Origin of the sequence: Terrabacter lapilli, from assembly GCF_039531305.1 — a bacterium.
Lineage (GTDB): Bacteria > Actinomycetota > Actinomycetes > Actinomycetales > Dermatophilaceae > Terrabacter > Terrabacter lapilli.
On record NZ_BAAAPU010000007.1, the window covers coordinates 844,350 to 866,480 of the forward strand.

Annotated in this window: 24 protein-coding genes, 2 pseudogenes and 1 riboswitch; of the genes and pseudogenes, 13 read left to right on the plus strand and 13 right to left on the minus strand. The window is 73.5% G+C overall.

Going from position 1 to position 22,131, the window contains the following annotated elements:
- Positions 1–28 precede the first annotated feature (28 nt).
- Complete coding sequence (locus ABD241_RS11825) at positions 29–505, minus strand: DUF4235 domain-containing protein (protein WP_344062432.1); 477 nt, start codon at positions 503–505, stop codon at positions 29–31.
- 72 nt (positions 506–577) lie between these two features.
- Positions 578–693: riboswitch (TPP riboswitch) on the plus strand.
- 88 nt (positions 694–781) lie between these two features.
- On the opposite strand from ABD241_RS11825, the gene ABD241_RS11830 reads away from it, so the two are divergent.
- The 7 genes from ABD241_RS11830 to ABD241_RS11860 all read left to right on the plus strand — a co-directional run bounded on the left by ABD241_RS11830 (position 782) and on the right by ABD241_RS11860 (position 8,451).
- Positions 782–1,399, plus strand: a complete 618-nt coding sequence (locus tag ABD241_RS11830; protein WP_344062435.1) for an ECF transporter S component — start codon at positions 782–784, stop codon at positions 1,397–1,399.
- Positions 1,380–3,719, plus strand: coding sequence for an ATP-binding cassette domain-containing protein (locus ABD241_RS11835; RefSeq protein WP_344062438.1), 2,340 nt, complete (start codon positions 1,380–1,382; stop codon positions 3,717–3,719). The genes ABD241_RS11830 and ABD241_RS11835 overlap by 20 nt, the downstream gene beginning before the upstream one ends.
- A 61-nt stretch (positions 3,720–3,780) precedes the next feature.
- Complete coding sequence (locus ABD241_RS11840) at positions 3,781–4,320, plus strand: hypothetical protein (protein ID WP_344062441.1); 540 nt, start codon at positions 3,781–3,783, stop codon at positions 4,318–4,320.
- A gap of 1 nt (position 4,321) precedes the next feature.
- Positions 4,322–4,918, plus strand: coding sequence for a histidine phosphatase family protein (locus ABD241_RS11845; RefSeq protein ID WP_344062444.1), 597 nt, complete (start codon positions 4,322–4,324; stop codon positions 4,916–4,918).
- On the plus strand, positions 4,911–6,494 hold the full coding sequence (gene mptB, locus ABD241_RS11850; protein WP_344062447.1) for a polyprenol phosphomannose-dependent alpha 1,6 mannosyltransferase MptB: 1,584 nt from the start codon (positions 4,911–4,913) through the stop codon (positions 6,492–6,494). The genes ABD241_RS11845 and mptB overlap by 8 nt, the downstream gene beginning before the upstream one ends.
- A gap of 99 nt (positions 6,495–6,593) precedes the next feature.
- Positions 6,594–7,148 carry a hypothetical protein gene (locus ABD241_RS11855; protein ID WP_344062450.1) on the plus strand — a complete coding sequence of 185 codons (555 nt, stop codon included), beginning with the start codon at positions 6,594–6,596 and terminating at the stop codon, positions 7,146–7,148.
- An 88-nt stretch (positions 7,149–7,236) separates the two neighbouring features.
- Positions 7,237–8,451 (plus strand): pyridoxal phosphate-dependent aminotransferase, encoded by a 1,215-nt coding sequence (locus ABD241_RS11860; protein ID WP_344062453.1) that lies wholly within the window; start codon positions 7,237–7,239, stop codon positions 8,449–8,451.
- 36 nt (positions 8,452–8,487) lie between these two features.
- Here ABD241_RS11860 and ABD241_RS11865 read toward each other — a convergent pair whose 3' ends face one another.
- On the minus strand, positions 8,488–8,769 hold the full coding sequence (locus tag ABD241_RS11865) for a hypothetical protein (RefSeq protein WP_344062455.1): 282 nt from the start codon (positions 8,767–8,769) through the stop codon (positions 8,488–8,490).
- 15 nt (positions 8,770–8,784) lie between these two features.
- Between ABD241_RS11865 and ABD241_RS11870 the strand changes: the two genes are divergently transcribed.
- Entirely contained in the window at positions 8,785–9,243 is a 459-nt protein-coding gene (locus ABD241_RS11870; RefSeq protein WP_344062458.1) for a hypothetical protein, read from the plus strand.
- A gap of 20 nt (positions 9,244–9,263) precedes the next feature.
- Here ABD241_RS11870 and ABD241_RS11875 read toward each other — a convergent pair whose 3' ends face one another.
- Positions 9,264–9,485, minus strand: a complete 222-nt coding sequence (locus ABD241_RS11875; protein WP_344062461.1) for a hypothetical protein — start codon at positions 9,483–9,485, stop codon at positions 9,264–9,266.
- Between the two features lie 156 nt (positions 9,486–9,641).
- Here ABD241_RS11875 and ABD241_RS11880 point away from each other — a divergent pair, with 156 nt between their 5' ends.
- Positions 9,642–10,655, plus strand: a complete 1,014-nt coding sequence (locus ABD241_RS11880; RefSeq protein ID WP_344062464.1) for an LLM class flavin-dependent oxidoreductase — start codon at positions 9,642–9,644, stop codon at positions 10,653–10,655.
- A 31-nt stretch (positions 10,656–10,686) separates the two neighbouring features.
- A complete protein-coding gene (locus ABD241_RS11885) occupies positions 10,687–11,115 on the plus strand; it encodes an OsmC family protein (protein ID WP_142180921.1) in 429 nt (142 codons plus the stop codon).
- A gap of 38 nt (positions 11,116–11,153) precedes the next feature.
- On the opposite strand, the gene ABD241_RS11890 is transcribed toward ABD241_RS11885, so the two are convergent.
- The 4 genes and pseudogenes from ABD241_RS11890 to ABD241_RS11905 form a co-directional block, all read right to left on the minus strand.
- The gene (locus tag ABD241_RS11890) at positions 11,154–12,365 is read right to left on the minus strand and encodes a L,D-transpeptidase family protein (RefSeq protein ID WP_344062470.1); all 1,212 of its coding nucleotides are present in this window, start codon (positions 12,363–12,365) and stop codon (positions 11,154–11,156) included.
- Positions 12,366–12,461: 96 nt separating this feature from the next.
- The gene (locus ABD241_RS11895; protein WP_344062472.1) at positions 12,462–13,286 is read right to left on the minus strand and encodes a thioesterase family protein; all 825 of its coding nucleotides are present in this window, start codon (positions 13,284–13,286) and stop codon (positions 12,462–12,464) included.
- 54 nt (positions 13,287–13,340) lie between these two features.
- Positions 13,341–14,078 (minus strand): TetR/AcrR family transcriptional regulator, encoded by a 738-nt coding sequence (locus ABD241_RS11900; protein WP_344062474.1) that lies wholly within the window; start codon positions 14,076–14,078, stop codon positions 13,341–13,343.
- A 42-nt stretch (positions 14,079–14,120) separates the two neighbouring features.
- Positions 14,121–15,102: pseudogene (locus ABD241_RS11905) on the minus strand (L-lactate dehydrogenase).
- Between the two features lie 243 nt (positions 15,103–15,345).
- On the opposite strand from ABD241_RS11905, the pseudogene ABD241_RS20680 reads away from it, so the two are divergent.
- Both ABD241_RS20680 and ABD241_RS11910 read left to right on the plus strand, forming a co-directional pair.
- Positions 15,346–15,615, plus strand: a pseudogene (locus tag ABD241_RS20680) (DUF2071 domain-containing protein); the annotation flags it as partial.
- Between the two features lie 110 nt (positions 15,616–15,725).
- Positions 15,726–15,968 carry a DUF2071 domain-containing protein gene (locus ABD241_RS11910; protein ID WP_344063504.1) on the plus strand — a complete coding sequence of 81 codons (243 nt, stop codon included), beginning with the start codon at positions 15,726–15,728 and terminating at the stop codon, positions 15,966–15,968.
- 19 nt (positions 15,969–15,987) lie between these two features.
- On the opposite strand, the gene ABD241_RS11915 is transcribed toward ABD241_RS11910, so the two are convergent.
- A complete protein-coding gene (locus tag ABD241_RS11915; protein ID WP_344062477.1) occupies positions 15,988–17,358 on the minus strand; it encodes an aspartate aminotransferase family protein in 1,371 nt (456 codons plus the stop codon).
- 149 nt (positions 17,359–17,507) lie between these two features.
- On the opposite strand from ABD241_RS11915, the gene ABD241_RS11920 reads away from it, so the two are divergent.
- Positions 17,508–18,890 (plus strand): NAD(P)/FAD-dependent oxidoreductase, encoded by a 1,383-nt coding sequence (locus ABD241_RS11920; RefSeq protein ID WP_344062480.1) that lies wholly within the window; start codon positions 17,508–17,510, stop codon positions 18,888–18,890.
- Positions 18,891–18,909: 19 nt separating this feature from the next.
- On the opposite strand, the gene ABD241_RS11925 is transcribed toward ABD241_RS11920, so the two are convergent.
- The 5 genes from ABD241_RS11925 to ABD241_RS11945 form a co-directional block, all read right to left on the minus strand.
- Positions 18,910–19,740, minus strand: coding sequence for a 2-phosphosulfolactate phosphatase (locus ABD241_RS11925; RefSeq protein WP_344062483.1), 831 nt, complete (start codon positions 19,738–19,740; stop codon positions 18,910–18,912).
- A 9-nt stretch (positions 19,741–19,749) separates the two neighbouring features.
- Positions 19,750–19,941, minus strand: a complete 192-nt coding sequence (locus ABD241_RS11930; RefSeq protein WP_344062487.1) for a hypothetical protein — start codon at positions 19,939–19,941, stop codon at positions 19,750–19,752.
- 76 nt (positions 19,942–20,017) lie between these two features.
- On the minus strand, positions 20,018–20,449 hold the full coding sequence (locus tag ABD241_RS11935; protein WP_344062490.1) for an MmcQ/YjbR family DNA-binding protein: 432 nt from the start codon (positions 20,447–20,449) through the stop codon (positions 20,018–20,020).
- 20 nt (positions 20,450–20,469) lie between these two features.
- Positions 20,470–21,189: a DsbA family oxidoreductase gene (locus tag ABD241_RS11940; protein ID WP_344062493.1), complete on the minus strand. Its 720-nt coding sequence runs from the start codon at positions 21,187–21,189 to the stop codon at positions 20,470–20,472.
- A 46-nt stretch (positions 21,190–21,235) separates the two neighbouring features.
- The gene (locus ABD241_RS11945) at positions 21,236–22,075 is read right to left on the minus strand and encodes an alpha/beta fold hydrolase (RefSeq protein WP_344062496.1); all 840 of its coding nucleotides are present in this window, start codon (positions 22,073–22,075) and stop codon (positions 21,236–21,238) included.
- Positions 22,076–22,131: the final 56 nt, after the last annotated feature.

The following is a 22,131-nucleotide window of genomic DNA, read 5'->3' on the forward strand; positions in this document are numbered from 1 at the left end:
ACAGGGGCTTAGGTCCCGGCGGGGAGGTTCAGCGGCGGCCGCTGGCCTTGTCGATCGCCTTCTGCAGGGCCCGCTCCGACTTCGCGGACGCCTTCGCCTTGGCCTTGGCCACCTTGCGAGCGGCCTTCTGGTCCTCGGGCGAGACCTTGTCGTCCTCGAGCGCCTTGGGCAGGTGGCCGGTGGAGCGGCGGTAGTAGGTCGCGGCGCCGCGCTCGGCGGCGACCCTCGCGGCTGCGACCGCCATCGAGGACAGCGCCGTGAAGAGGATGACGTCGCGGGTGCGCTCCCGCTCGAAGTCGCCCTTGACGGGCACGTTGCGGCCCGTCGCGAGCTTCCAGCCCTTCTGGGCCAGGTCGGTCGCGACCTTCGTCGCGATGATCGTGGTGCCGACGCTGAGGATCTTCCAGACCGGACCGCCGGCGGGGGTGTGCTGCGTCGTGCCGGCCTTGGCCGAAGCCTTGTCGGACGCCTTCGCGAGCGCCTTCTTCGTGTCCTTGGAAGCCATGCGCTGACTGTACCCACGCCGCCCCCAGCGCTCACGAGTAGAGTGCCGTCGACAACTGAACAGCACCACCACCCATCACGACAGGGGAGCGCGACACGCGCTGAGAGTGCGGCAGCCCGAAGGCAGAGCCGCAGACCCTCGAACCTGCTCCGGTTAGCACCGGCGAAGGAAGTCGGTATTTCTCAGGCCACCGCACGGCATACGTCATCGACGTGTCCGGGCGGGCGGCTTCCCCCAGGTATCCACTTGCCACCACTGGAACCCGGGAGACCCACCATGTCCAGAACCATCACCGCGAGCGGGCCGCTGACCCGCTGGCGCACCATCGACCTGCTCACCTGCGCCTTCCTCGGTGTCGCGTTCGGCGTCGCCTACTGGGCCTGGGCGCTGGCCTACACCGTCCCCTCGAACTTCGTGTCCGCCGGCTTCCCGCCGCTCGGCGCCCTGCTCAACTGGCCCTGGCTCGTCGCCGGCATCGTGGGGATGCTCGTCATCCGGCGCCCCGGCGCGGCCGTCTTCACCGAGCTGCTCGCCGCCGTCGTGGAGGCGCTCATCGGCAACCAGTGGGGTGGCGCGGCGACCCTGCTCTCGGGGTTCCTCCAGGGCTTCGGCGTCGAGATCGGCTTCGCCGTCTTCGGGTATGCCGTCTTCAGCTGGGCGCCGCTGCTCATCGGTGGCTTCCTCGGCGGAGCGTTCGAGGCCGTGTACGAGTGGTACTCGTACTGGACCGACTGGGGCTGGGGCTACAAGATCTCCTACCTCTTCCTGCTCGGCGGGTCGGTCGCGATCTTCGGTTCGCTCCTGGCCGTGGGCCTGACGAGGCTGCTCGCCAACGCGGGCGCCCTCAACCCGTTCCCGCCGGGGCAGGAGGTCCGTGAGCAGCGCGCCGTCTGACCGCGCCGGGGTCGCGCGCCCGGGTCCCGTCGTGGCCGGGGGCGCCGAGGTGCGGGTGCAGGACCTGACGTGGCGACCGTTCGGTCGCTCACGTGCGGTCCTCGCCGGCCTGGACCTCGTCGTCCAGCCCGGCGAGCGGGTGCTGCTCGCCGGGCCGAGCGGCTCGGGCAAGTCCACGCTCCTGCGGGCCGTCGCGGGGCTGCTCCTGACGGCGGACTCCGGCGAGCTGTCGGGCTCCGTGACGGTGGGCGGCCATGCGCCGCAGGAGGTTCCGGGCGAGGTCGGCCTCGTGCTGCAGGACCCGGGCGCCGGTGTCGTGGCCTCGAGCATCGAGCGTGACGTCGCCTTCGGCCTGGAGAACGTGTCGCTGCCGCGCGAGCAGATGCGCCCCCGGGCCGAGGCGGCGCTGCGGGAGGTCGGCCTGACCATGTCGCCCGACAGCTCCCCGACGACGTTGAGCGGCGGCGAGTCCCAACGGCTCGCGCTGGCCGGGGCCCTCGCGATGGAGCCCTCGGTCCTGCTCCTCGACGAGCCGACCGCGATGCTCGACGCGACCACGGCGGCCGAGGTGCGCGGCGTCGTGGCCGCCGTCGCGGCGCGTCGGGGCCTCACCCTGGTCGTCGTCGAGCACCGGCTCGAGGGCTGGCTCGACCTCGTCGACCGGCTCGTCGTGCTCGACGCGGCCGGGTCGGTCGTGGCCGACGGCGAGCCGCGGCAGGTTCTCGCCGAGCAGGGCCAGGCCCTTGCGGTGCAGGGCATCTGGGTGCCGGGGGTGCCCGACCCGGAGCCCCTCTCGATGGCGCTCGAGCCCGTGCCCGGAGCCACCGCCGGGACGGTCGACCGGGGTCGGGTCGTCGCCGGCGCCACCGGCCTGCGGGTCGAGCACCGCAGCCGCCGGCTCGGGCAGCGCTCGCGCACCACGCTGGCGGCCGACGGCGCGGACCTCGAGGCCAGGGCCGGGCGCACGCTCGCCCTCGTGGGGCCGAGCGGGGCCGGGAAGTCCTCCCTCATGGCGGCGCTCGGTGGCCTGCTCCCACCGGCGCGAGGTGCGGTGGAGGTCGCGCTGCCGCTCACGCCCGCCGAGGCAGGCGGCGGCGGCCCTGCGCGCGAGCGCCTCACCCCGCCGCACGAGTGGTCCTCCCACGACCTGGCCCGTGTCGTCGCCTGGGTGCCGCAGCGGGCCGCCACCGCACTCGTCGGCAGGACGGTCCGCGACGACGTGCTGACGACACCACGGGCGCTCGGCCAGGACCGTGTGGTCGCGGAACGCCGCGCCGACGCCCTGCTCTCAGCGCTGGGCCTCGCCCACCTCGCCGACGCCGATCCACGGCAGCTCTCCGGAGGCGAGCAGCGACGCCTCGCGATGGCGTCGGCCGTGGCGCACGGCCCTGCGCTCGTGCTCGCCGACGAGCCGACGGTCGGGCAGGACCGGCTCACCTGGGCTGCCGTCTCGGGGGTGCTCGCGGCGGCGCGCGAGGAGGGGGCCGCCGTGGTGGTCACCACCCACGACCCGGGAGTGGTCGACGACGCCGACCGTGTCGTCCACGTCACGGCACCGGTCCAGCCGGCTCCCGACCCCGAGCCGGAGCGGCGCCCGCTGCTCGCACGCGTCGGTCCTCTCGCCCTGCTCGCTGCGGCCTTCTGCGTCCTGCCCCTCCCGGGACTGCTCGACACGTGGCGGCAGGGGCTGGTGGTCCTCGCGGCGGAGGTGGCGCTCGGCCTCGTCGGGCTGCTCGCGCCCGGGCACGGTCGGGCCCCCCAGGGGCGGCTGAGGGGCGTGCTCACCCGCCTGGCGCCCGCTGCGCTGGCCGTGGCCGGTGTCGCCTGGTCGGCCTGGCTCCTCGGCGGGCGTGACCTCGAGGTGGCCTCGGCCGCGGCGCTGCGCGTGCTCTGCCTCATCGTGCCCTCGGCCGTCGTCTTCGGCTTCATCGAGCCCGAGGCCCTGGGCGACCACCTCGCCCAGCGGCTCCGGCTCCCGGCCCGCCCCGTCGTCGCCGCCACCGCGGCCCTCCAGCGGCTCCAGGCCTTCGACGCCCTGTGGGGTGAGCTCATGGCGACGCGCCGGGTGCGCGGCATCCGGGCCGACCGGGGTGCCGTCGCCCGTGCGCGCGAGGCGGTCGTCGTCACCGGCGGCCTGCTGGTCGGCGCGCTCGGACAGGCTTCCGCCCTCGCGCTCGCGATGGACGCCCGGGGCTTCGCCGAGGCGCGACGACGCACGTGGGCCGGACCGGCCCCCTGGCGCCTACCCGACACGGTGGCGCTCGGGGCGGGGCTGCTCGTCGTCGCCGTGGCCGTCGCGGCCCGGCTGCTGCTGCCCTGAGCACCCCGCGGGGCACAATGGGCGGCGCACACCTCGCGACAGGAAGGGGCCGCACGTGCCCATGCCAGGCCGACCCCGCCCAGCCACCAGCGCCAGCCGCGCCGGGTCGGGCTCACCCCGGGCGTATGCCGTCCCGCCCGTCGTGCTGGGCGTCTCCGCCTCGCTCGTGCTCGCACTGTCCGCGTGCGGGCAGCCCACCCCCCAGTCCCCGGACGACTCGGTGGCACCGACCGTGAGCGTGCCGGTCCAGCCGACGATCACCCGGGACACCCCCGACGACCTGCCGGCCCCGACCGACACGACGGGCGCGAGCGGCGGCGGCCTCTTCGACGCGTCGTCGAGCCTCAGCGGCACCACGTGCGCGCCCAGCGGTGACTCGTGGAGCTTCTCCGGCACGCTGAAGAACTCCGACACGCAGGAGCACACCTTCACGGTGGCCGTCTTCCTCGTGAAGACCTCCGACGGCTCCGACGTCGCGAGCAAGGAGGTCGACGTGAAGCTGGCCGCCGGCGCCACCGCGCCCGTGACCATCGCGGACTTCCACACCGGCCCCAAGGCCGGGGTCGAGTGCCTGAGCGGCGTCACGGTGAAGGGGCTCTGAGGTGCGGCTGTTCCTCGTGCGCCACGGGCAGACCCACGCCAACGTCGCGCGGCAGCTCGACACGGCTGTGCCGGGCCTCGACCTGACCGACGAGGGGCACGCGCAGGCCCGGGCGCTCGCCGACCGCCTGCGCGGCGAGGACCTCGGCGCCATCTACACCTCCGACCTCGTGCGCACGCAGCAGACCGCCCGGCCGCTCGCCGACCTGCTGGGCCTCGAGATGGTGGTGCTGCCCGGCCTCCGCGAGATCCAGGCCGGTGACTACGAGATGTCGACCGACTGGCAGCCCTACATCGACGCGGTCGCACGCTGGCGCGAGGACCCGACGCACGCCATCCCCGGCGGTGACACCGGCGCCGGCTTCCTCGTGCGCTACGAGGAGGCCATCGCCCGGATCGCCTCCGACGGGCACGAGTCGGCCGTGGCCGTGAGCCACGGTGCGGCCATGCGGGTGTGGTGCTCGATGTCCCTCGGCCTGCCGCCGGAGTTCTTCGACACCCGCCGCCTCGACAACACGCACGTCGTGACGATGGAGGGCGACCCGGAGGAGGGATGGCGGCTGCTCGCGTGGGGTGACGAGCCGGTCACCCATGGCTGAGGCGGCCGGCGCACCCACCACCTGGCGTTGGGTGGGCGGTGCCGGCGGTGTGCTGCTCGCTGCCGCCTCGTGGGGCTCGGGGGCGCTGCCGCGGCCCAACCGGCACGTGCTGTGGCCGGGGGTCGCCTGGCGGTCGGCGAGTGGCGGCTCGCCACTGCTGGCGAGCGTCGCGGTGGTCTCGATGGCGCTGCTCGTCCTCGCCTGGTGGCGGCTGCGCGACGCACCGGTCTCGGTCCGGTGGTGGTGGGCCACGGTGGCGCTGTGGTTCGCCCCGCTCGTCGTGGCCATGCCGCTCTACAGCCGCGACGTCTACTCGTACGCCGCCCAGGGCCTGCTCTGGGACCAGGGCCTCAGCCCCTACGACCACGCCGTGCGCGAGCTCGACTCGCCGTGGCGGGCGTCGACCGCACCCACGTGGCTCGACAGCGCCACGCCCTACGGGCCCGTGTGGCTCCTGCTCGCCCGGGCCGTCGCGTCGGTGTCGGGGGAGCTGTGGGTGGCGCTCCTGCTGCTCCGGCTCCTGGCGGTCGCCGGCGTCGCCGTGCTGGCCTGGGCCGTCCCCGACGTCGCGGGGCGGCTCGGGTGGTCTCCCGTGCGCGCGACCTGGCTCGGCGTCGCCGTGCCGCTCGTCGGGGCGCACTTCGTCGGCGGGGCGCACAACGACGCCGTCATGGTGGGCGCCCTCCTGGCAGGGCTCGCGGTCGCGCTGCGCGGGCGGTTCGTCACCGCGTGCGTCGTGATCGCCCTCGCCGCCATGGTCAAGGTCACCGCGGTCGTCGCGCTGCCCTTCGTGGCGCTGCTGTGGGCGCGCCACCTCGGAACCCGGGACGGGGCCGGGACGGGCGGGACGGCATACGCCCGCTGGCCGGGGCTGCTACGAGCGGGAGCGCTGACGGCCGTCTGTGCCGGGGTGCCGATGGTGCTCGGCGGCGTCGTGACCGGACTCGGGTTCTCGTGGCTCAACCCGTCGGGGACACCGGGCAAGAACGAGCAGTGGACGTCGCTGGCCACCGCGGTCGGCATCGCGGTCGGCGCGGTCGGGCACGTCCTCGGCCACGACGAGTGGCGGGAGCAGGGAATCGCGACCGCACGTGCCATCGCCCTCGCGGTCCTCGCGCTGCTCCTCGTGCTGGTCTGGCTCGCTGCTGCGAAGCCGGCGGACGTGGGTGGGGTGGATGACGACGTCGCGACCGAGGAGGCGCGCCTGCGGCCGGTGCGCGGCATCGCGTGGGCCCTGCTCGCCGTCGTGGTGACCGCCCCGGTCTTCCTCGGGTGGTACTACCTCTGGGTGCTGCCCCTCTTCGCGGTGTCCCTGGGACGCCTGTGGCAGGGCCGGCTCGAGCGACCCCTGGCCGTGGTGGCCTCGGTGGTCTGCTTCGCCACCCTGCCCGAGGGCTACAGCCTCGGGCTCACCACGACCGCGGTCGGAGTGCCCGTCGCGCTGGCCGTGCTCGGGTGGCTCCTGCGCCGCGGCTGGCGCACCGCCCGGCGCACCGACTGGCGCCACCTGCTCGACCTGCAGCGACCGCTCGTGGCGGCCCCTGCACCCGACGCCCTCTCCTCCAGCTCGCGTTGAGCCGCGCGCTGCGCCGGTGCGCGCACCGCTGGATCACGGATCGGCGACACTTGCCTGTGTCGGTCCCGGGCGTGGCGGCGGGTGTCCCAGACTGTCCCGGTGAGTGACTCCGGCTTCGTGGACGAGGCGCCCAGCGGCCGCGAGCCGGCTCGGCACGCTGCGCCGAACCACGTGCCGGCGACCGCCCCGACGCCCGAGCCCGAAAGACGGCGCCGCCGCCGCAGCGTGCCCGGCCTGCTCTTCGCGCTCCTCGTGGTGGGGCTCGTCGGCTTCGGGCTCTGGGCCTGGTCGTCGCGGGTGCACGCCGACGACGTCGCGGCGTACCGAGCGCTCGTGACGCAGATCGACGTGATGGACCGGACGCTGGTGCCGCTGGGGCACGGGGAGATGCCCCCGTGCCAGGAGGCGGGAGACGGGGTCGTCACCCGGACCTATCCGGAGTCGACGGGGCCCCAGGCCGCCGAGCTGATCGGCTTCCTCACCGGCAACGGCTGGACCCGGGAGGACTCGGCATCGCCCGCGCTCGCCGTCCTCGAGCGGACCGTCGACGGCCACACGCTGACCATCAGCGTCGCGGCCCCGAGCGAGAACGCGCTCGTCGAGTCCCTGACGGGCCACAGCCCCGCGAGCTCCTTCGGCTGCCTGCTGCGCTGACGCCGGCGCAGGGGACGAGACCCACGACACGGGCCACATCGTGGGAATGGCGGCGCCCACGGCATACGGGGATGGGACGCTGGTCGGCATGCGCGCGGTGACCCAGAGCAAGAAGCTGCAGAACGTCTGCTACGAGATCCGTGGTCCCGTGCTGGCCGAGGCCAAGCGGCTCGAGGACGAGGGGCACCGCATCCTCAAGCTCAACATCGGCAACCCGGCGCCGTTCGGGTTCGAGGCGCCCGAGGACATCCTCGTCGACGTCATCCAGGAGCTGCCGACGGCGCAGGGCTACAGCGACAGCAAGGGCATCCTCTCGGCTCGGCGCGCCGTCAAGCAGCACTACGAGGTGCGTGACTTCCCGCCGCTCGGGGTCGAGGACATCTACCTCGGCAACGGCGTCAGCGAGCTCATCGTCATGGCCATGCAGGGCCTGCTCGACAACGGCGACGAGGTGCTCATCCCGGCACCCGACTACCCGCTGTGGACCGCGGCCGCGAGCCTCGCGGGCGGCACCGCCGTCCACTACGTGTGCGACGAGCAGGCCGGGTGGGCGCCCGACATCGACGACATCCGCAGCAAGATCACCGACCGCACCCGGGCCGTCGTCGTCATCAACCCGAACAACCCGACCGGCGCCGTCTACCCCCGCGAGGTGCTCGAGGCCATCGCCCAGGTCGCGCGTGAGCACGAGCTGATCGTCATGGCCGACGAGATCTACGACAAGATCCTCTACGACGGCGCCGCCCACACCTCGATCGCCTCGCTGGCGCCCGACCTGCTGTGCCTGACCTTCAACGGGCTCTCCAAGGCCTACCGGGTCGCGGGTTTCCGCTCGGGATGGCTCGCGATCACCGGGCCCAAGGAGCACGCGCGCAACTACCTCGAGGGCCTCGACATCCTCGCCAACATGCGCCTGTGCGCCAACGTGCCCGCGCAGCACGCGATCCAGGTGGCGCTCGGCGGCTACCAGTCCATCAACGAGCTGATCCTCCCCGGGGGGCGGCTGCTCGAGCAGCGCAACGTCGCCTGGGAGATGCTCAACGCGATCCCGGGGGTGTCGGTGACCAAGCCGGAAGGGGCGCTCTACCTCTTCCCGCGCCTCGACCCCAAGGTCCACGACATCCGCGACGACGAGCGCTTCGCCCTCGACCTGCTGCGCGAGCAGAAGATGCTGGTGGTGCACGGCACGGGGTTCAACTGGGCGACGACCGACCACTTCCGGCTCGTCTTCCTGCCGCGGGTCGAGGACCTCGAGGACGCCGTCGGACGGCTCGAGAAGTTCCTGTCGACCTACTCCCAGTAGGCCGTCGTGGCCCAGGTCGCGTCGCAGTGGTGCGGGTCAGCGGGAGGTGGCCCACCACTTGAGCAGCAGCCCCAGCACCACGCCCCAGACGACCGTGAGCACGAGGCTGATGCCGATGGCGAGCAGCGCCGGTGCGCGGCCGCCCCGTTCGCGGCGCGCGAGGCTGAGGCCGGCCAGCGCCAGGCCGATCAGCTGCGGCAGGAACACGAACCCGAAGACGACCGCGGACAGCGACGCCACCACCGCTCCGCGGGCCAGCGGCGCCTCGGTGGCCAGCCGCGGCAGCATGACGTCGCGGGGACGATCGGGCTCGCTCACGCGTTCAGCGTAGCGATGAACGCGACCTCTCCCGCTCCAGCACCGCGTCCGTATGCCGTCCGCCCTGCCTCGCGCCGTGCGCTCGCCGCCGGTGGGGGCCTCCTCGCCGTCGTCGCCCTCACGACGCTGGCCGGATGCGGCGGCTCCGACCCGAAGCTGTCCGACCTGCCCTCGGACGTGGCGAGCGCACGCCCGACCATCTCGGCGGAGGAGGCGACGTTCGTCCTCGCCGCCGAGAAGCTCGGTGCCACGGTGACGGGGGCCTCGGTGGACGACGACATCCAGACCGGGACCACGACGTGCTGGGCCCTGAAGAACAGTGGCGTGCAGCTCGCCCAGATCGCCGTCGACGGCGACAACCGGCCGCTGCCCAACAGCGGGGACGGGCTGCGGACCAAGCAGCTCATGGCGGCCGGCGTCCAGGCGTTCTGCCCCGACTACGACGACCAGGTCTCTCAGCTGAAGCTGCCCTGAGGGGTCGCCGGAGGGCCGGGCTAGAGGAGGTGCTTGGGCTCCGTCGTCCAGTGGCCCCACTCGCTGAGCCGGTAGTGGAGGGTCGCCTCCTTGATCACGGCCTCCGCGTTCTCCTCGGGGGTCTGGCAGGAGGGGCAGCAGACCTCGACGAGGAGGCCCCCGTCGAAGATGCCGTTCCAGTCGCCCCGGTTCGATCCGGTGGTGTGGCAGCGCGTGCAGGTGTACGTGGGTGCTTTGCCCATGGCGCACCACGGTAGTCCCAGATGGGCTGCGATCCGATGGTCGGTCACGTTTCGGGACGGAGGACGGGTGCACGCCGGGACGATCACGGACAAAGCGCCGAAGGCGGACAGGACACGGTCGGAATACCCGGTCCCGTCCCGCCCGTTGGCACCCTCGTGAGTCCTGCCGCCAGAGCCCAGCTGAACATCCTCGACCTCGTGCCCGTCCTCGACGGGGGCACCGCCGGTGAGGCCATCGCCTCCACCGTCGAGATCGCCCGCCACGTGGAGAAGTGGGGCTACCAGCGCTACTGGATGGCCGAGCACCACAACATGCGCGGTGTGGCCTCGAGCTCGACCGCAGTGCTCATCGGGCACGTCGCCGACCACACCGAGACCATCCGCGTGGGCGCCGGCGGCATCATGCTGCCCAACCACGCCCCGTACGTCGTGGCCGAGCAGTTCGGCACGCTCGCCACGATGCATCCCGGCCGCATCGACCTGGGCCTCGGCCGCGCTCCCGGCACCGACCCGTTCACCACCCGCGCCCTGCGCCGCAACGAGGCCGCCGCGATGAACTTCGCCGGCGAGGTCGAGGAGCTCATCGGCTACCTCGGCGACCCGGACCCGGACGCGAAGGTGCGGGCCGTCCCCGGTGAGGGCACGCACGTGCCGATCTGGATCCTCGGCTCGAGCCACGGCGGCGCGCAGGTCGCCGCGGCCCTCGGCCTGCCGTACTCCTTCGCCTCGCACTTCGCCCCCGCCGCGCTGATGAGCGCGCTCGAGGTCTACCGCTCGCGGTTCACGCCGTCCACCGAGCCGGGCGGGCTCGACGCACCGCGCACCATGGCGGGGATGAACGTCATGGTCGCCGACACGCAGGCCGAGGCCGAGCGCCTCTACACGAGCGTGCTCGCACGCTTCCACAGCATCGTCACCGGTCGACGGGGTGGCGTCACGAAGCCGGTGGGCGACATCGACAGCCTTCTCTCCCAGTGGAGCCCGGCGGAGCGTCAGGCCGTCGCCGACATGACGCGGGTCTCGCTCGTCGGCACGCCCGACACCGTGCGCGAGGGCCTGGCCGGTTTCGTCGAGGCGACCGGGGTCGACGAGGTCATCGTCACCTGCGGGGCCTACGACACCGCCGACCGGCTGCGCACCTACGAGCTGCTCGCCGACGCCTGGCTCTGATCCACCCCCACACCTCTGAGAGGCTGCAGCCATGAGCGAGAGAGACCCCCAGGACCTGCGCCGCGTCACCCTGACCCGCGACAGCGTCGGCCGCTACACGGTCCGCAACGACCGCGGCGGCTCCATCACCACGAGCTCGGGCACCGACGAGCTCTCGCCGGTGGAGCTGCTCCTCGCCGGCATCGCGGGGTGCACGGCCGTCGACGTCGACACGGTGACGACCCGCCGCGCCGAGCCCGAGCAGTTCGAGGTGGAGGTGACGGCCGACAAGGTGCGTGACGAGCACGGCAACCACCTGCAGGAGATCGAGGTGCGCTTCCGCGTGCGCTTCCCGGAGGGCGACGGCGGTGACGCAGCGCGCGAGATGCTGCCGAAGCTGGTCCAGCGCTCGCACGACGAGTGGTGCACCGTCAGCCGCACCGTCGAGCTCGGCCAGAAGGTCACCACCACCATCGAGTGACCTTCCGACCGGCTCTGGTCGGCGTCGGGGCGTGCGGGTCAGTGGCGCACGACGACCTTGTCGCCGACGCGGACCTGGGAGAAGAGCGACCTGAGCTGCTCGAGGTCGGCGATGTTGACGCAGCCGTGGCTGGCGCTCGCGTAGCCGAGACGGGCGAAGTTCGACGAGTAGTGCACGGCCTGACCGCCGGAGAAGAACATCGAGTACGGCATCGGCGTGAAGTAGAGGTTGGAGATCACGTACGCGTACATGCGGGACACGCGGAAGGTGCCCTCGCGCGTCTCCAGCCCGGGACGGCCGAACCGCGCCCACATGACCATGCGTGGCCTGCCGTCGACGACCCACGTCAGGGTGCGGGTCGCCTTGTCGACGCACATGACTCGGCCGGTGCGGCAGCGGCTGTCCAGCGACGACGCGGCCGGGAGCAGCGGACGCAGGCCGGCCTCGAACCGGTACCTGTCGAAGGTGCCCGGCCGGTACGTCAGGGCCCGCAGCGCCGCCCACGTGCGCGCGTCCACCACACCGGACTGGGGCAGGTTGCGCTGCTGCTGGAAGGCGAGCACCGAGCGGTCGAGCGCGGACCAGTAGATGCCCGTGATGGCGTAGCGCCACGCGCCGATCGCCCGCAGCCGCAGCTGCAGCTCACGGACCTGCGCGGCACCGGCCGTGCGGGGCACCGTCGTGGGGGTCGCGGTCAGCGAGCGCAGGCGGTCCCACGTGCGCTGGTCGACGACCCCGCTCTGTGGGAGCCTCTGCGACTGCTGGAAGGCGAGCACGGCGTGGTCCACGGCATACCAGTAGATGCCGGTGATGGCGTACGTGAAGCGGCCGACGAGCTTGAGCCGGACCTGCAGGTCCTTGATCCGCAGCGTCGATGCCGTTCGGGCGATGACGGCCGGGGGCGGCACGGGCTTCGGGCTCGTGGTGGTCGGCGGCGGCGTGGTCGCCGGTGTCGTGGTGGTCGGCGGCGTGGTCGACGGCGTGGTCGCCAGTGTCGTGGTGGTCGTCGGTGCCGGGGTGGTCGGCTCCGTCGTGACGCTCCCCGTGGCCGTGGTGGTCTCGGCGACGGTCGTCGTCTCGGTCGACGTGCCCTCGGCCGCGACGCCCGCCGAGGTGCTGGTGACCGGCGGTGTCGGTGTGCCCGTCAGGTCGTCGGCCCGGGCGGCGGGCGTCATCGCGGTGAGCGCGACGAGCACCAGCCCGGCCGTCGCACCCCCGACGGCCTTCCGGTCCATGCGGATCGTCCTCATGGTGTTCCCCTGTGTCCGGCCGCGGAGGCGGCGGTGGTGGCGCGAGCGCGCGCTTCATTGTGGCAGGGGAACGCCGTTTTCGCCCGGTTTGCGCCCTCAGTCGCCGGGCAGCTGTCGCACCGTGAGGATCTGCTCTGCGCGGCCCACCGGCCCCCGCTCGTCGTGCAGGGTCGTCGACGTGATCCCGAGGCCGGTCGGGCCCATGGTCACGGAGGTGTCGAAGCCCACCCAGCCGCGTACGGGCTCTCGGAAGAGGTGGACGGTGAGGTCGACGTTGGGGAACATCCACTCACGTGGGGAGACGCGCACGGCGATGCCGTTGGCGGTGTCGGCGAGGCGCACGAGATCCGCTGTGGGAGAGCAGGACTCGCCGTCGACAAGCGGGTTGCGGGCGCGGATCCACGCGCGGGTGCGACCGGGCCGCCGCTCCGGGTCGACGCGGAAGTCGAGGCCCTCGATGTAGCCGCCCTCCCAGGTCTCGGCGCCGCTCCACGGCTCCAGCTCGTCGGGGCCGGGGATCGGTGCTAGCTCGACGCCGGCGACCTCCTGGGAGTCGTGGGCCGCGAGCCGCCAGGCGTGGGCGCGCACGACGGCGCGGTCGTCGACGAGCATCGTGGCCTCGACGAGCTCGATGGTGCGCCCGGGACGGGTGGTGCGCACCTCGACCCGGCTGGGACGCGCCGGGATCATGCCGAGGATGTCGAAGGAGATGCGCGCGAGCTGCATGCCCTCGCGCGGCTCGTGGAGGTCGATCTCGTGGGCCAGGATGCCGCTGACCGGCGCCATGTGCTGCTCGTCGTCGCGCCACGCGCCCTGGACGTGCACGGTCGGTGCGTAGAGCCCGGGGCCGAGCCGCCGGTAGAAGGCGGCGGTGTCGCGGTCGAGGTCGAGGGCGGTGCGGTTGCCGGTGTCGCTGGTCACCAGCCCACCCTAGGAGCTGGCGTGCGGAGGCCGGACGGGTGCCGCCCGGGCCCGTCACTCCTCGTGCGTGCCGGCGCCGTCGGAGAGCCGGAGCCCGACGTCGACCATCCGCACGAGGCGCGGGGCCAGCTCGTCGACCGCCCCGGGCGGCAGGTCCCGCAACGGTCCCTCGAGCGCGAGCATCGCCAACCCGTGCACGGCCGACCAGGCGAGCAGCTCCGCGCCCGGCCGCTCCTGCGGCGACAGCACCCCGGCCTCGAGCATCGCGTCCAGCGAGTCGGACAGCAGCTGGAACGGCGTGCGCCCGCATCGGCCGGCTGCCTCCGTGGACGCAGCCCGGCTGAGGTCGACGGGGACGGCGAAGGCGGTGCGGAACAGGCCCGGCTCGTCCATGGCGAACCGCAGGTAGCCTACGCCCACGGCGCGGAACCGGGCCCGCGCGCGGGCAGCCGGGTCGAGGTCGTCGGGGACGGCGTCCATGGTCGTGCTGATCACGTCGGCTGCGCGCGCCTGGGCCCGCGACACGACCTCGCCGAGCAGGGCGTCCCGGTCGGTGAAGTGCCGGTAGGCCGCGTTGGCCGAGACGCCCACGCGGCGCGTGGCCTCGCGCAGGACGACCTTGTCGGGACCGCCCTCGCCGGCGAGCTCGAGGCCGGCGTCCAGCAGGGCCCGGCGCAGGTCCCCGTGGTGGTACGTCCCCCGGGCCGGGGGCGCCCCCCCAGCGGCCGCCGTCGCAGCCGCGGTCGAGGCGTCCGACGCGGTGTCGGGCTCGCTGGCGGCGGACGGGGTCACAGGGCCATCATCCTCCGCTGTCGCCCGCGCCCGCCGGCGCGCTCAGAAGCCGAAACGTCGTGCCGTCTCGCGCACGGCGTCGGCCGAGGCGCGCAGGCCGGCGAGCTCGGCGTCGGTCATCGGCGCCCGCACGCGGTCGCCGACCCCGCCCGCGTGCACGATCGCCGGCACCGACAAGCACACGTCGCTGATCCCGTGGTAGTCGTCGAGCAGCGACGAGACCGGCAGGATGCGCCGCTCGTCGTAGAGCACGGCCTCGACGATGCGTGTGGCGGCCAGCCCGATCGCGTAGTTCGTCGCCCTTGCCCTCGATCACCCGGTAGGCCGACTGCACCACGTCGGTGGCGATGCGGTCGCGCGCCTCCTCGTCCAGGGCGATCCGCCCGTCGGAGGTGCGCCACTGCAGCAGCGGCACCGAGCCGATCGAGGCGGAGGACCACAGCGGCAGCTCGGAGTCCCCGTGCTCGCCGACGACGTACGCGTGCACGCTCTGGGCCGCGACGCCGGTGTGCTCGGCGAGCAGGAACCGCAGCCGTGAAGAGTCGAGCACGGTGCCGGAGCCGAAGAGCTGCTCGGGAGGCAGGCCGGAGACCTTGAGCGCGGCATACGTCACGACGTCGACGGGGTTGGTGACCATGAGCTGGACCGCGTCGGGCGCCACCTCGACGAGGCGCGGCAGGATCGCGCGGACGATGCCGATCGTCGACTCGGCCAGGTCGAGGCGCGACTGGCCCGGCTTCTGCTTGGCGCCGGCGGTGAAGACGATGACGTCCGAGTCGGCGAGCACGCCGACGTCGTCGGATCCCTCGACGTGCGCCATCGGCACGAACTGGATGCCGTGGCTGAGGTCGAGCGCCTCGGCGTGCACCTTGGCGGCGTTGACGTCGAAGAGCGAGACGGTCTGGGCGACGCCACGCATCAGGGCGGCATACGCGAGGGTGGCGCCGACGGCCCCCGCGCCGACGATGCCGAGCTTGGTGCGCCGGCGGCGACGGGTGTCCTCGGCGAGTGCCTCGACGGTCATGGTGCGGCGCTCCTCAACTGGGCGGCTCGGCTCGGCGGCTGGTGGGGCCACGGTAGCGGGGGGCCGGCTGTCGAGGGTCCGCCACGCGCTGCGTGTGACGATGGTGTCGTGGACCTCCCCGCGGATGCCGTCCCGTCCCTCGAGGGCTATCCGGTGCTCCCGCCCGTGCTGCGGCCGCCGGTCGTCTTCGACCAGGTCTGGCGCGACGTGACCTTCGTGCACTGGCCGGTCGACCCCGGCTCCGTGCGGCACCTCTTCCCGGCCGGCACCCGTCCCGACGTCTTCGCCGACGGCCTCACCTACGTCGCGCTCGTGCCGTTCGTCATGGACGGCCTCCGCCTCGGTCGGGCGCCCTCGCCCCGGCTGCCGTGGGTCGGCACGTTCCTCGAGACGAACATCCGCCTCTACTCCCTCGACGGCGACGGCCGCCATGGCGTGCTCTTCCGCTCGCTCGAGACCGAGCGGGCCCTCGTGGTCGCCGGGGCACGCGCGGCGCTCGGCATCCCCTACACGTGGGCGCGGATGCGGATGCGGCGCGAGCGTGACCTCGTCACCTACACGAGCCTGCGCCGGGCCCCCGCGCGCGGGCTGCGCAGCGCCTCACCGTCCGGGTCGGCGACCCCATCACGCCGACACCGCTCGAGACGTGGCTCACGGCACGCTGGGGCGCCCACACCCGGGTCGCGGGGCGCACGCTCTGGGTGCCCAACGAGCACGCCCCGTGGCCGTTGCAGGCCGCCGAGGTCGTCGAGCTCGCGGACGACCTCCTCGGGGCGAGCGGGGTCACCGCTGCCGAGCCGCCGCTGCGGGCCCTGTGGTCCCCCGGTGTCGCCACCCGCTTCGGCCGACCGACCCGGGTGGTCTGAGCCTCAGCCGCACGTCCCCTCAGCCGGTGGCGTCGGTGCCGAAGAGCTCGTGCAGGCACTCCTTGAACATCGTGGTGTGGGCCTCGACGTCGGCGTCCGTCGTCGCCGGGCTCATCAGCGCCATGTTGTGGAACGGGGTGAGCAGGATGCCGCGGTTGAGCGCGTAGAGGTGGAGGTACTGCTGCAGCTCGAAGTCGTCGGCGTCGTGGGCCTCCTGCCCGTCGTGGGAGGGGCGGGCCGAGAAGTTGTACTCCGCCCTGGCGCCGAGCCGCGTCACGTGCCAGTCGGCGCCGACGGCGTCGATGCCGGCCTGCACGCCGTCGGCCCACGCGTCGGCGAGGGGAACCATGTGCTCGAACGCCTCGGCGGTCATCACCTGCTCGAGCGTCGCCTTCATCGCCGCCATCGACAGGCCGTTGCCGGCGAGGGTGCCGCCGATGCCGCCCACGTCGATGTCCTCGAGCTCGACCGACCTGGCGATGCGGTCGGCGATGTCCTGGCTGAAGCCGAAGGTGCCGCACGGCACGCCGCCGCCGATGGACTTGCCGATGACGAGCAGGTCCGGCTCGAGGCCGTGGGCACCGGTGTAGCCGCCGGGGCCGGCGCAGATGGTGTGGGTCTCGTCGTTGACGAGCAGCGCGCCGTAGCGGGTGGCGAGCTCGCGGATGCCCTCGTTGTAGCCGGGGTCGGGCAGCACGATGCCGATGTTGGTCAGGGCCGGCTCCACGAGGATCGCCGCGACGTCCCCGTGGGCGAGCGCTCGCTCCAGTGCCTCGAGGTCGTTGAACTCGACGACCCTCGTCGTCTCGGCGGTGTGGACGGGCGCGCCGATGTTGCTGCGCCGGTTGACGGTCGAGCCGCCCGGGCCCAGCGTCGCGAAGGCCTCGTCGACGGAGCCGTGGTAGCACCAGTTGTGCACGACGACCTTGCTGCGGCCGGTCAGGTGCCGGGCATAGCGGATGGCGTGACGGTTGGCGTCGGTGGCGGTCAGCGTGAACTGCCAGTAGGGCAGTCCGAACCGCTCGGCGAGGCCGGCCGAGACGGCGATGGCGTCCTCGGTGGGCAGCATCGTCGTGATGCCGCGGGAGAGCTGGCGGGTGACCGCCTCGACGGTCGGGGCGGGGGAGTGGCCCATCATCGCGCCGGTGTCGCCGAGGCAGAGGTCGACGTGGTCGATGCCGTCGACGCACGTGAAGTGGGCGCCCTCGGCGTGCTCGACGAAGACCGGGAAGTCGCCGGGCCACTTGACCATCCAGCTCATGGGCACGCCGCCGGGCATGTGGGCGGCGGCCCGCTCCGCCAGGGCCCGGGACCGGGGTCGGGCAGCGGTGAAGGCGGCGCGCTCGCGGGCGTGCAGCTCGGCGAGGCGGGCGCGGTCGACGGTGCTCATGAGCCGATCATGCCCTGAGCGGCAGGACAGCGGAAGTGGTTGTCAGAAGTCGCTTCGACCACGGATTCCGAAGGTGTTGGAAGGTCGTTCCAATGAAATGGCACCATCTCGGGTCGTCGGCGACAGGTGGAAGTGGCATGATCCCCGCCATGCCCCCGAGCGGTTACCGCGGCCTCAGCCTCTGGCACGACACGATCGGCGACATCGAGCCGCGCCCCGGCCTGGACGGTGATGTCGAGGTCGACGTGGCGGTGGTCGGCGCCGGCTACACCGGCCTGTGGACGGCATACCACCTCGTTCGAGCCGACCCGACGATCCGCGTCGCGGTCCTCGACAAGGAGGTTGCGGGCTTCGGCGCCTCCGGGCGCAACGGCGGCTGGTGCTCGGCGCTCTTCCCGGCCTCGCTCAAGCGGATGGCTGCCGAGCGCGGCCGTGACGCGGCGGTGCGGATGCAGCGGGTGCTGCACGAGACGGTCGCCGACGTGGGCCGGCTCGCCGGCGAGGAGGGCATCGACTGCCACTTCGACCAGGGCGGCTACCTCTCCGTCGCGCGCAACCCCGCGCAGCTCGAGCGGATCCGCGCGGAGGTCGCCGACCACCGCGCTTGGGGGTTCGGCGAGGGGGACCACCGGCTCCTCGACGCCCACGAGGTCACGGCGGTCGCCGGGATCAGCGAGGCGCTCGGCGGCTCCTTCACGCCGCACTGCGCGGCGATCCACCCGGCCCGGCTCGTGCGCGGCCTCGCCGACGCGGTCGAGCGGCGCGGCGTCCGCATCTACGAGGGCACCACGGCCGTCGACGTGCGCAGCCGTCGTGTCGTCACGGCCGCCGGCACCGTGCGCGCGGAGCACGTCGTGCTCGCCACCGAGGGCTACACGCCGACCGTCTCGGGGCGCCGGCGCGCCATCGCGCCGGTCTACTCGCTCATGACCGCGACCGAGCCGCTGCCCGACGACACGTGGGCGCAGCTCGGGCTCGAGAAGCGCACGACCTTCGCCGACAACCGGCACCTGACGATCTACGGCCAGCGCACCCGCGACGGCCGGATCGCCTTCGGCGGCAGGGGCGCTCCCTACCACTACGCCTCCAAGGTGTCGCCGCGCTACGACAGGGACGAGCGCGTGCACGCCACCCTGCGCCGCATCCTCGTCGAGCTCTTCCCCGTCCTCGACGGCGTCACCTTCACGCACGAGTGGGGCGGCAACCTCGGCGTGCCCCGCGACTGGTTCCCGTCGGTGCGGCACGACCGGCACACCGGTCTCGCCTTCGCCGGCGGCTACGTCGGCGACGGGGTCGCGACGTCGGCGCTCGCCGGCCGCACCCTCGCGGCGATGATCCGCGACGACGACCCCGCGGACCTCACGGGGCTGCCATGGGCCGGCCGCACGTCGCGCGCCTGGGAGCCGGAGCCCCTGCGCTGGCTCGGCGTCAACGCCGTCACGGCCCTGATGACGTCGGCCGACTGGTCGGAGCGGCGCACGGGGCACCCCTCGCGGGCGGCCTCCACCTTCTGGTCCGTGCTCGGGCAGTAGCCCCCGAGGACGTATGCCGTCAGCCGCGGGACCCGGTGAAGGCGCCGTCGGCCAGCACGGGCACCCCCTGCGAGCCGTCGAGCTCCGCGGCGATCTCCACGTCACTGGCCCAGCCCTGCTCGATGAGCTCGCGTCCGCTGGCGCAGTCGTGCAGCGCTTCGCCGACCCGCTCCTCGACGGCGAGCCACGCGGCGCCCGCGGCCTCCGCCTCGGGGCTGAGCAGCAACGGGCCGGCCCGGTGCCCGAGCGCGGCAGCCAGGGCCGCGACCACCGCGCCGGCGCCCCAGAGGTCCTCGACCGCAGGGCGCAGCGACCCGTCCGGCCAGCGCTCACCGGAGGGGACGACGATGACCGCTGGGGGTGCGCTGCCACGGGGAGCCGACTCCAGCCAGCCGATGAGCCAGCGGGCCACGGCCGAGCGGTTGCGCAGCGACGCCGCGACGACCTCGGCGCCCGCACCGGCCAGCAGCGCGCTCGTCGTCGACCCGTTCGGCGACGGGAGGACGAGGTCGCGGAGGGAGCCGCCGGAACCGCTCGAGCCGGCTGCCCGGATCGAGGCGGGCGACAGGCTCACCCCGCCGCTGCGCCGCGTGGCCGACCGGGCCTGCGCCAACGTGGCGCCGAGCGACTCGGCGAACCTCTCGGCCGACTCGTCCTTCCAGCGGTAGGGGTGCACCCGGATGTCGGCATCGACGGCGACCGACACGCACGTGGTGAAGCTGAGGACGTCGACGACGACCGCGCACACGCGCGAGCCGGCGTCGACGGCATACGTGCTCAGCGACTCGGCGGCGCCGGGACCCCAGTCGAGGCGCACGACAAAGCGGTCCTGTGAGTGCCACGGCTGCATGGGACCAACCTACGGACCCGAGGTGGTGGGGCGCGCCGTCGTCGAGACGGACGGCGAGGGTGGTGTCGCGTGGCCGAGGCGGAGGCTGCCGGCCGAGTGGAGGATCACGAGACCGCCGACGAGCAGGAGCAGCGACACCACGAGGGTCAGCACCACGGCGCGGCGCGACCCGAGGTCCGCGCGCCTGCTCCCCTGTCCCATGTGCACCTTTCGTCGTCTCGGCGAGGCGTACCCTACGCGCTCACCGCGCGTGCAGCACGGCCAAACGGCCGACCGCCTAGGTGTTGCCCGACCCTGGGCCCGGTCGGTCGTCGAGGGACCTGACGAGGCGGGCGGGCGCCGTGCGGCGGTAGGAGGTGTCGACGAGCTCGCCGACCTCGTCCCAGTCGACGCCCTCCACGCCGCGCGGGTTGCGCAGGTCGAGCATGAGCCAGCCGTAGGGTCCGTAGTAGCCGGGGACGACGAACCGCTCGTCCTCGAGGAGGGCGGGCCGGTCGGCCTCGTCGGGCAGCACGATGAGCGCCTGGCGGTACGGCTCCGGGTCGTGGTCGCCCTTGATGACGCCGCCGTAGATCGCGAAGACCTTGCGGGTGAAGAAGTTCGGCCGTCCGTGCGAGACCTTCTCGTCCGCTTCCGGCAGGGCGAGGCAGATGGCGCGGACCCGCTCGAGGTAGGGGTCCGCGCCGTCGAACATCGTCGGGTGCGTCATCCCGTCACGGTAGGCGAGGATCAGGCGCCGCAGGCGCCTCCGCAGCCACCGGCGCCGCAGCCTCCGCCGCACCCGCCGCCGACGGCGACGGGCTCGGGCACCTCGTGCCGGTGCTCCCACGCCGTCTCCAGGGCCTGGGTGAACACCTCGGGCGGCTGCGCGCCCGAGACGCCGTACTTGCGGTCGAAGACGAAGAACGGCACGGACTCGATCCCCAGCATCTTGGCCGTGGCCTCGTCGCTGCGGACGTGGTTGCCGTAGTCCTCCGACTCGAGCATCGAGCGCACCTCGTCGCCGTCCAGGCCGATCTCCGCCGCGAGCCGCACCAGCACGTCGCGGTCGCCGACGGCGAGACCGTCGGTGAAGTAGGCGCGCATCAGCCGCTCGTGGGCGGCGTCGGCGAGTCCGTGCTCGGCGGCGAGGTGCACGACGCGGTGGGCATCGAAGGTGTTGCCGTAGCGCGCCTGCTCCCAGTTGAACTCGAGCCCGAGCTCCGCGGCGGCCGCTGCCATCGAGTGGTGCTGGGCGACGGCCTGCTCACGGGTGGTGCCGTACTTCGCGGCGATGAGGTCGACGAGCGACGACCGGGACACCCGCTCGGCGCCGCGGTCCAGCTCGAAGCTGTGCCACGTCACCTCCACCTCGTCGGCGTGCTCGAACCGCTCGAGGGCGGTCTCGAGGCGGCGCTTGCCGAGATAGCAGAACGGGCACACGATGTCGGACCAGATGTCGATCTTCACGGTCGTGCAACCTACCCGCAGATGGCTGTGTTCCCGGCGTGTGCCCTCAGCTGTCCCCGGCGACCCGGCGCAGGATCGCTGCGGCGGACTCGGCGTGGCGGGTCTCGGGGAGCCAGTGCCCGGCGTCGAGCTCGACGAACTCGTAGTCGGCGCCGACGTGCTCGCGGGTCAGCTCGGCGGCGGTCCGGCCGAGGAACGGGTCGCGTGAGCCCCAGACGTACGTGGCCGGCACCTCGACGCGGTGGGCGCCGAGGTGCGAGCTGCGGGCGGCGCGGTACCAGTCGATCGGCCCGGCGAGCGCGTCGGCGCGGGCCAGCCGGGCGGCATACCTGCGCCGGTCCTCGGCGGGCAGGCCCGAGCGGGTGAGCAGCGAGTTGAAGCCGGCCGCGAAGGTGTGCTCGGGGAGCCACGGCAGCTGGAAGGCCGCCATGTACCAGGACTTGCGCTTCTGCTCGAGGGTCGCCTTGAGCGCGCGCGACATCGCGGCCGGGTGCGGCGTCGACAGGACGGTGACGGTGGCGACGCGGTCGGGGTGGTTGCCGGCGACGAGCCACGCGATCGCACCGCCCCAGTCGTGGCCGACGACGTGCACCCGCTCGTGGCCCGAGGCGTCGACGAGCGCGAGGACGTCGGCGACGAGCTCCTCGAGGCGGTACGCCTCCCGCTCGCTGGGGCTCGCTCCCGGCGAGTAGCCGCGCTGGTCCGGGGCGAGGGTGCGCAGGCCGGCCTCGTGCAGGCGCGGGGAGACACGGTCCCAGCTCGTCCGGTCGGTGGGGAAGCCGTGGAGCAGGACCACGACGTCACCGCCCGGCGGGCCGCCGTCCGTGACGTCGAAGCGCAGCCCGTCGCGGCTGAAGGTCGTGATGCGCTGGTTCGGGTCCGGCATGCCCCCATCCTGCCCGGTCCGTCTCTGCCAACCCGGCAGCGGCAGCACACCGACGC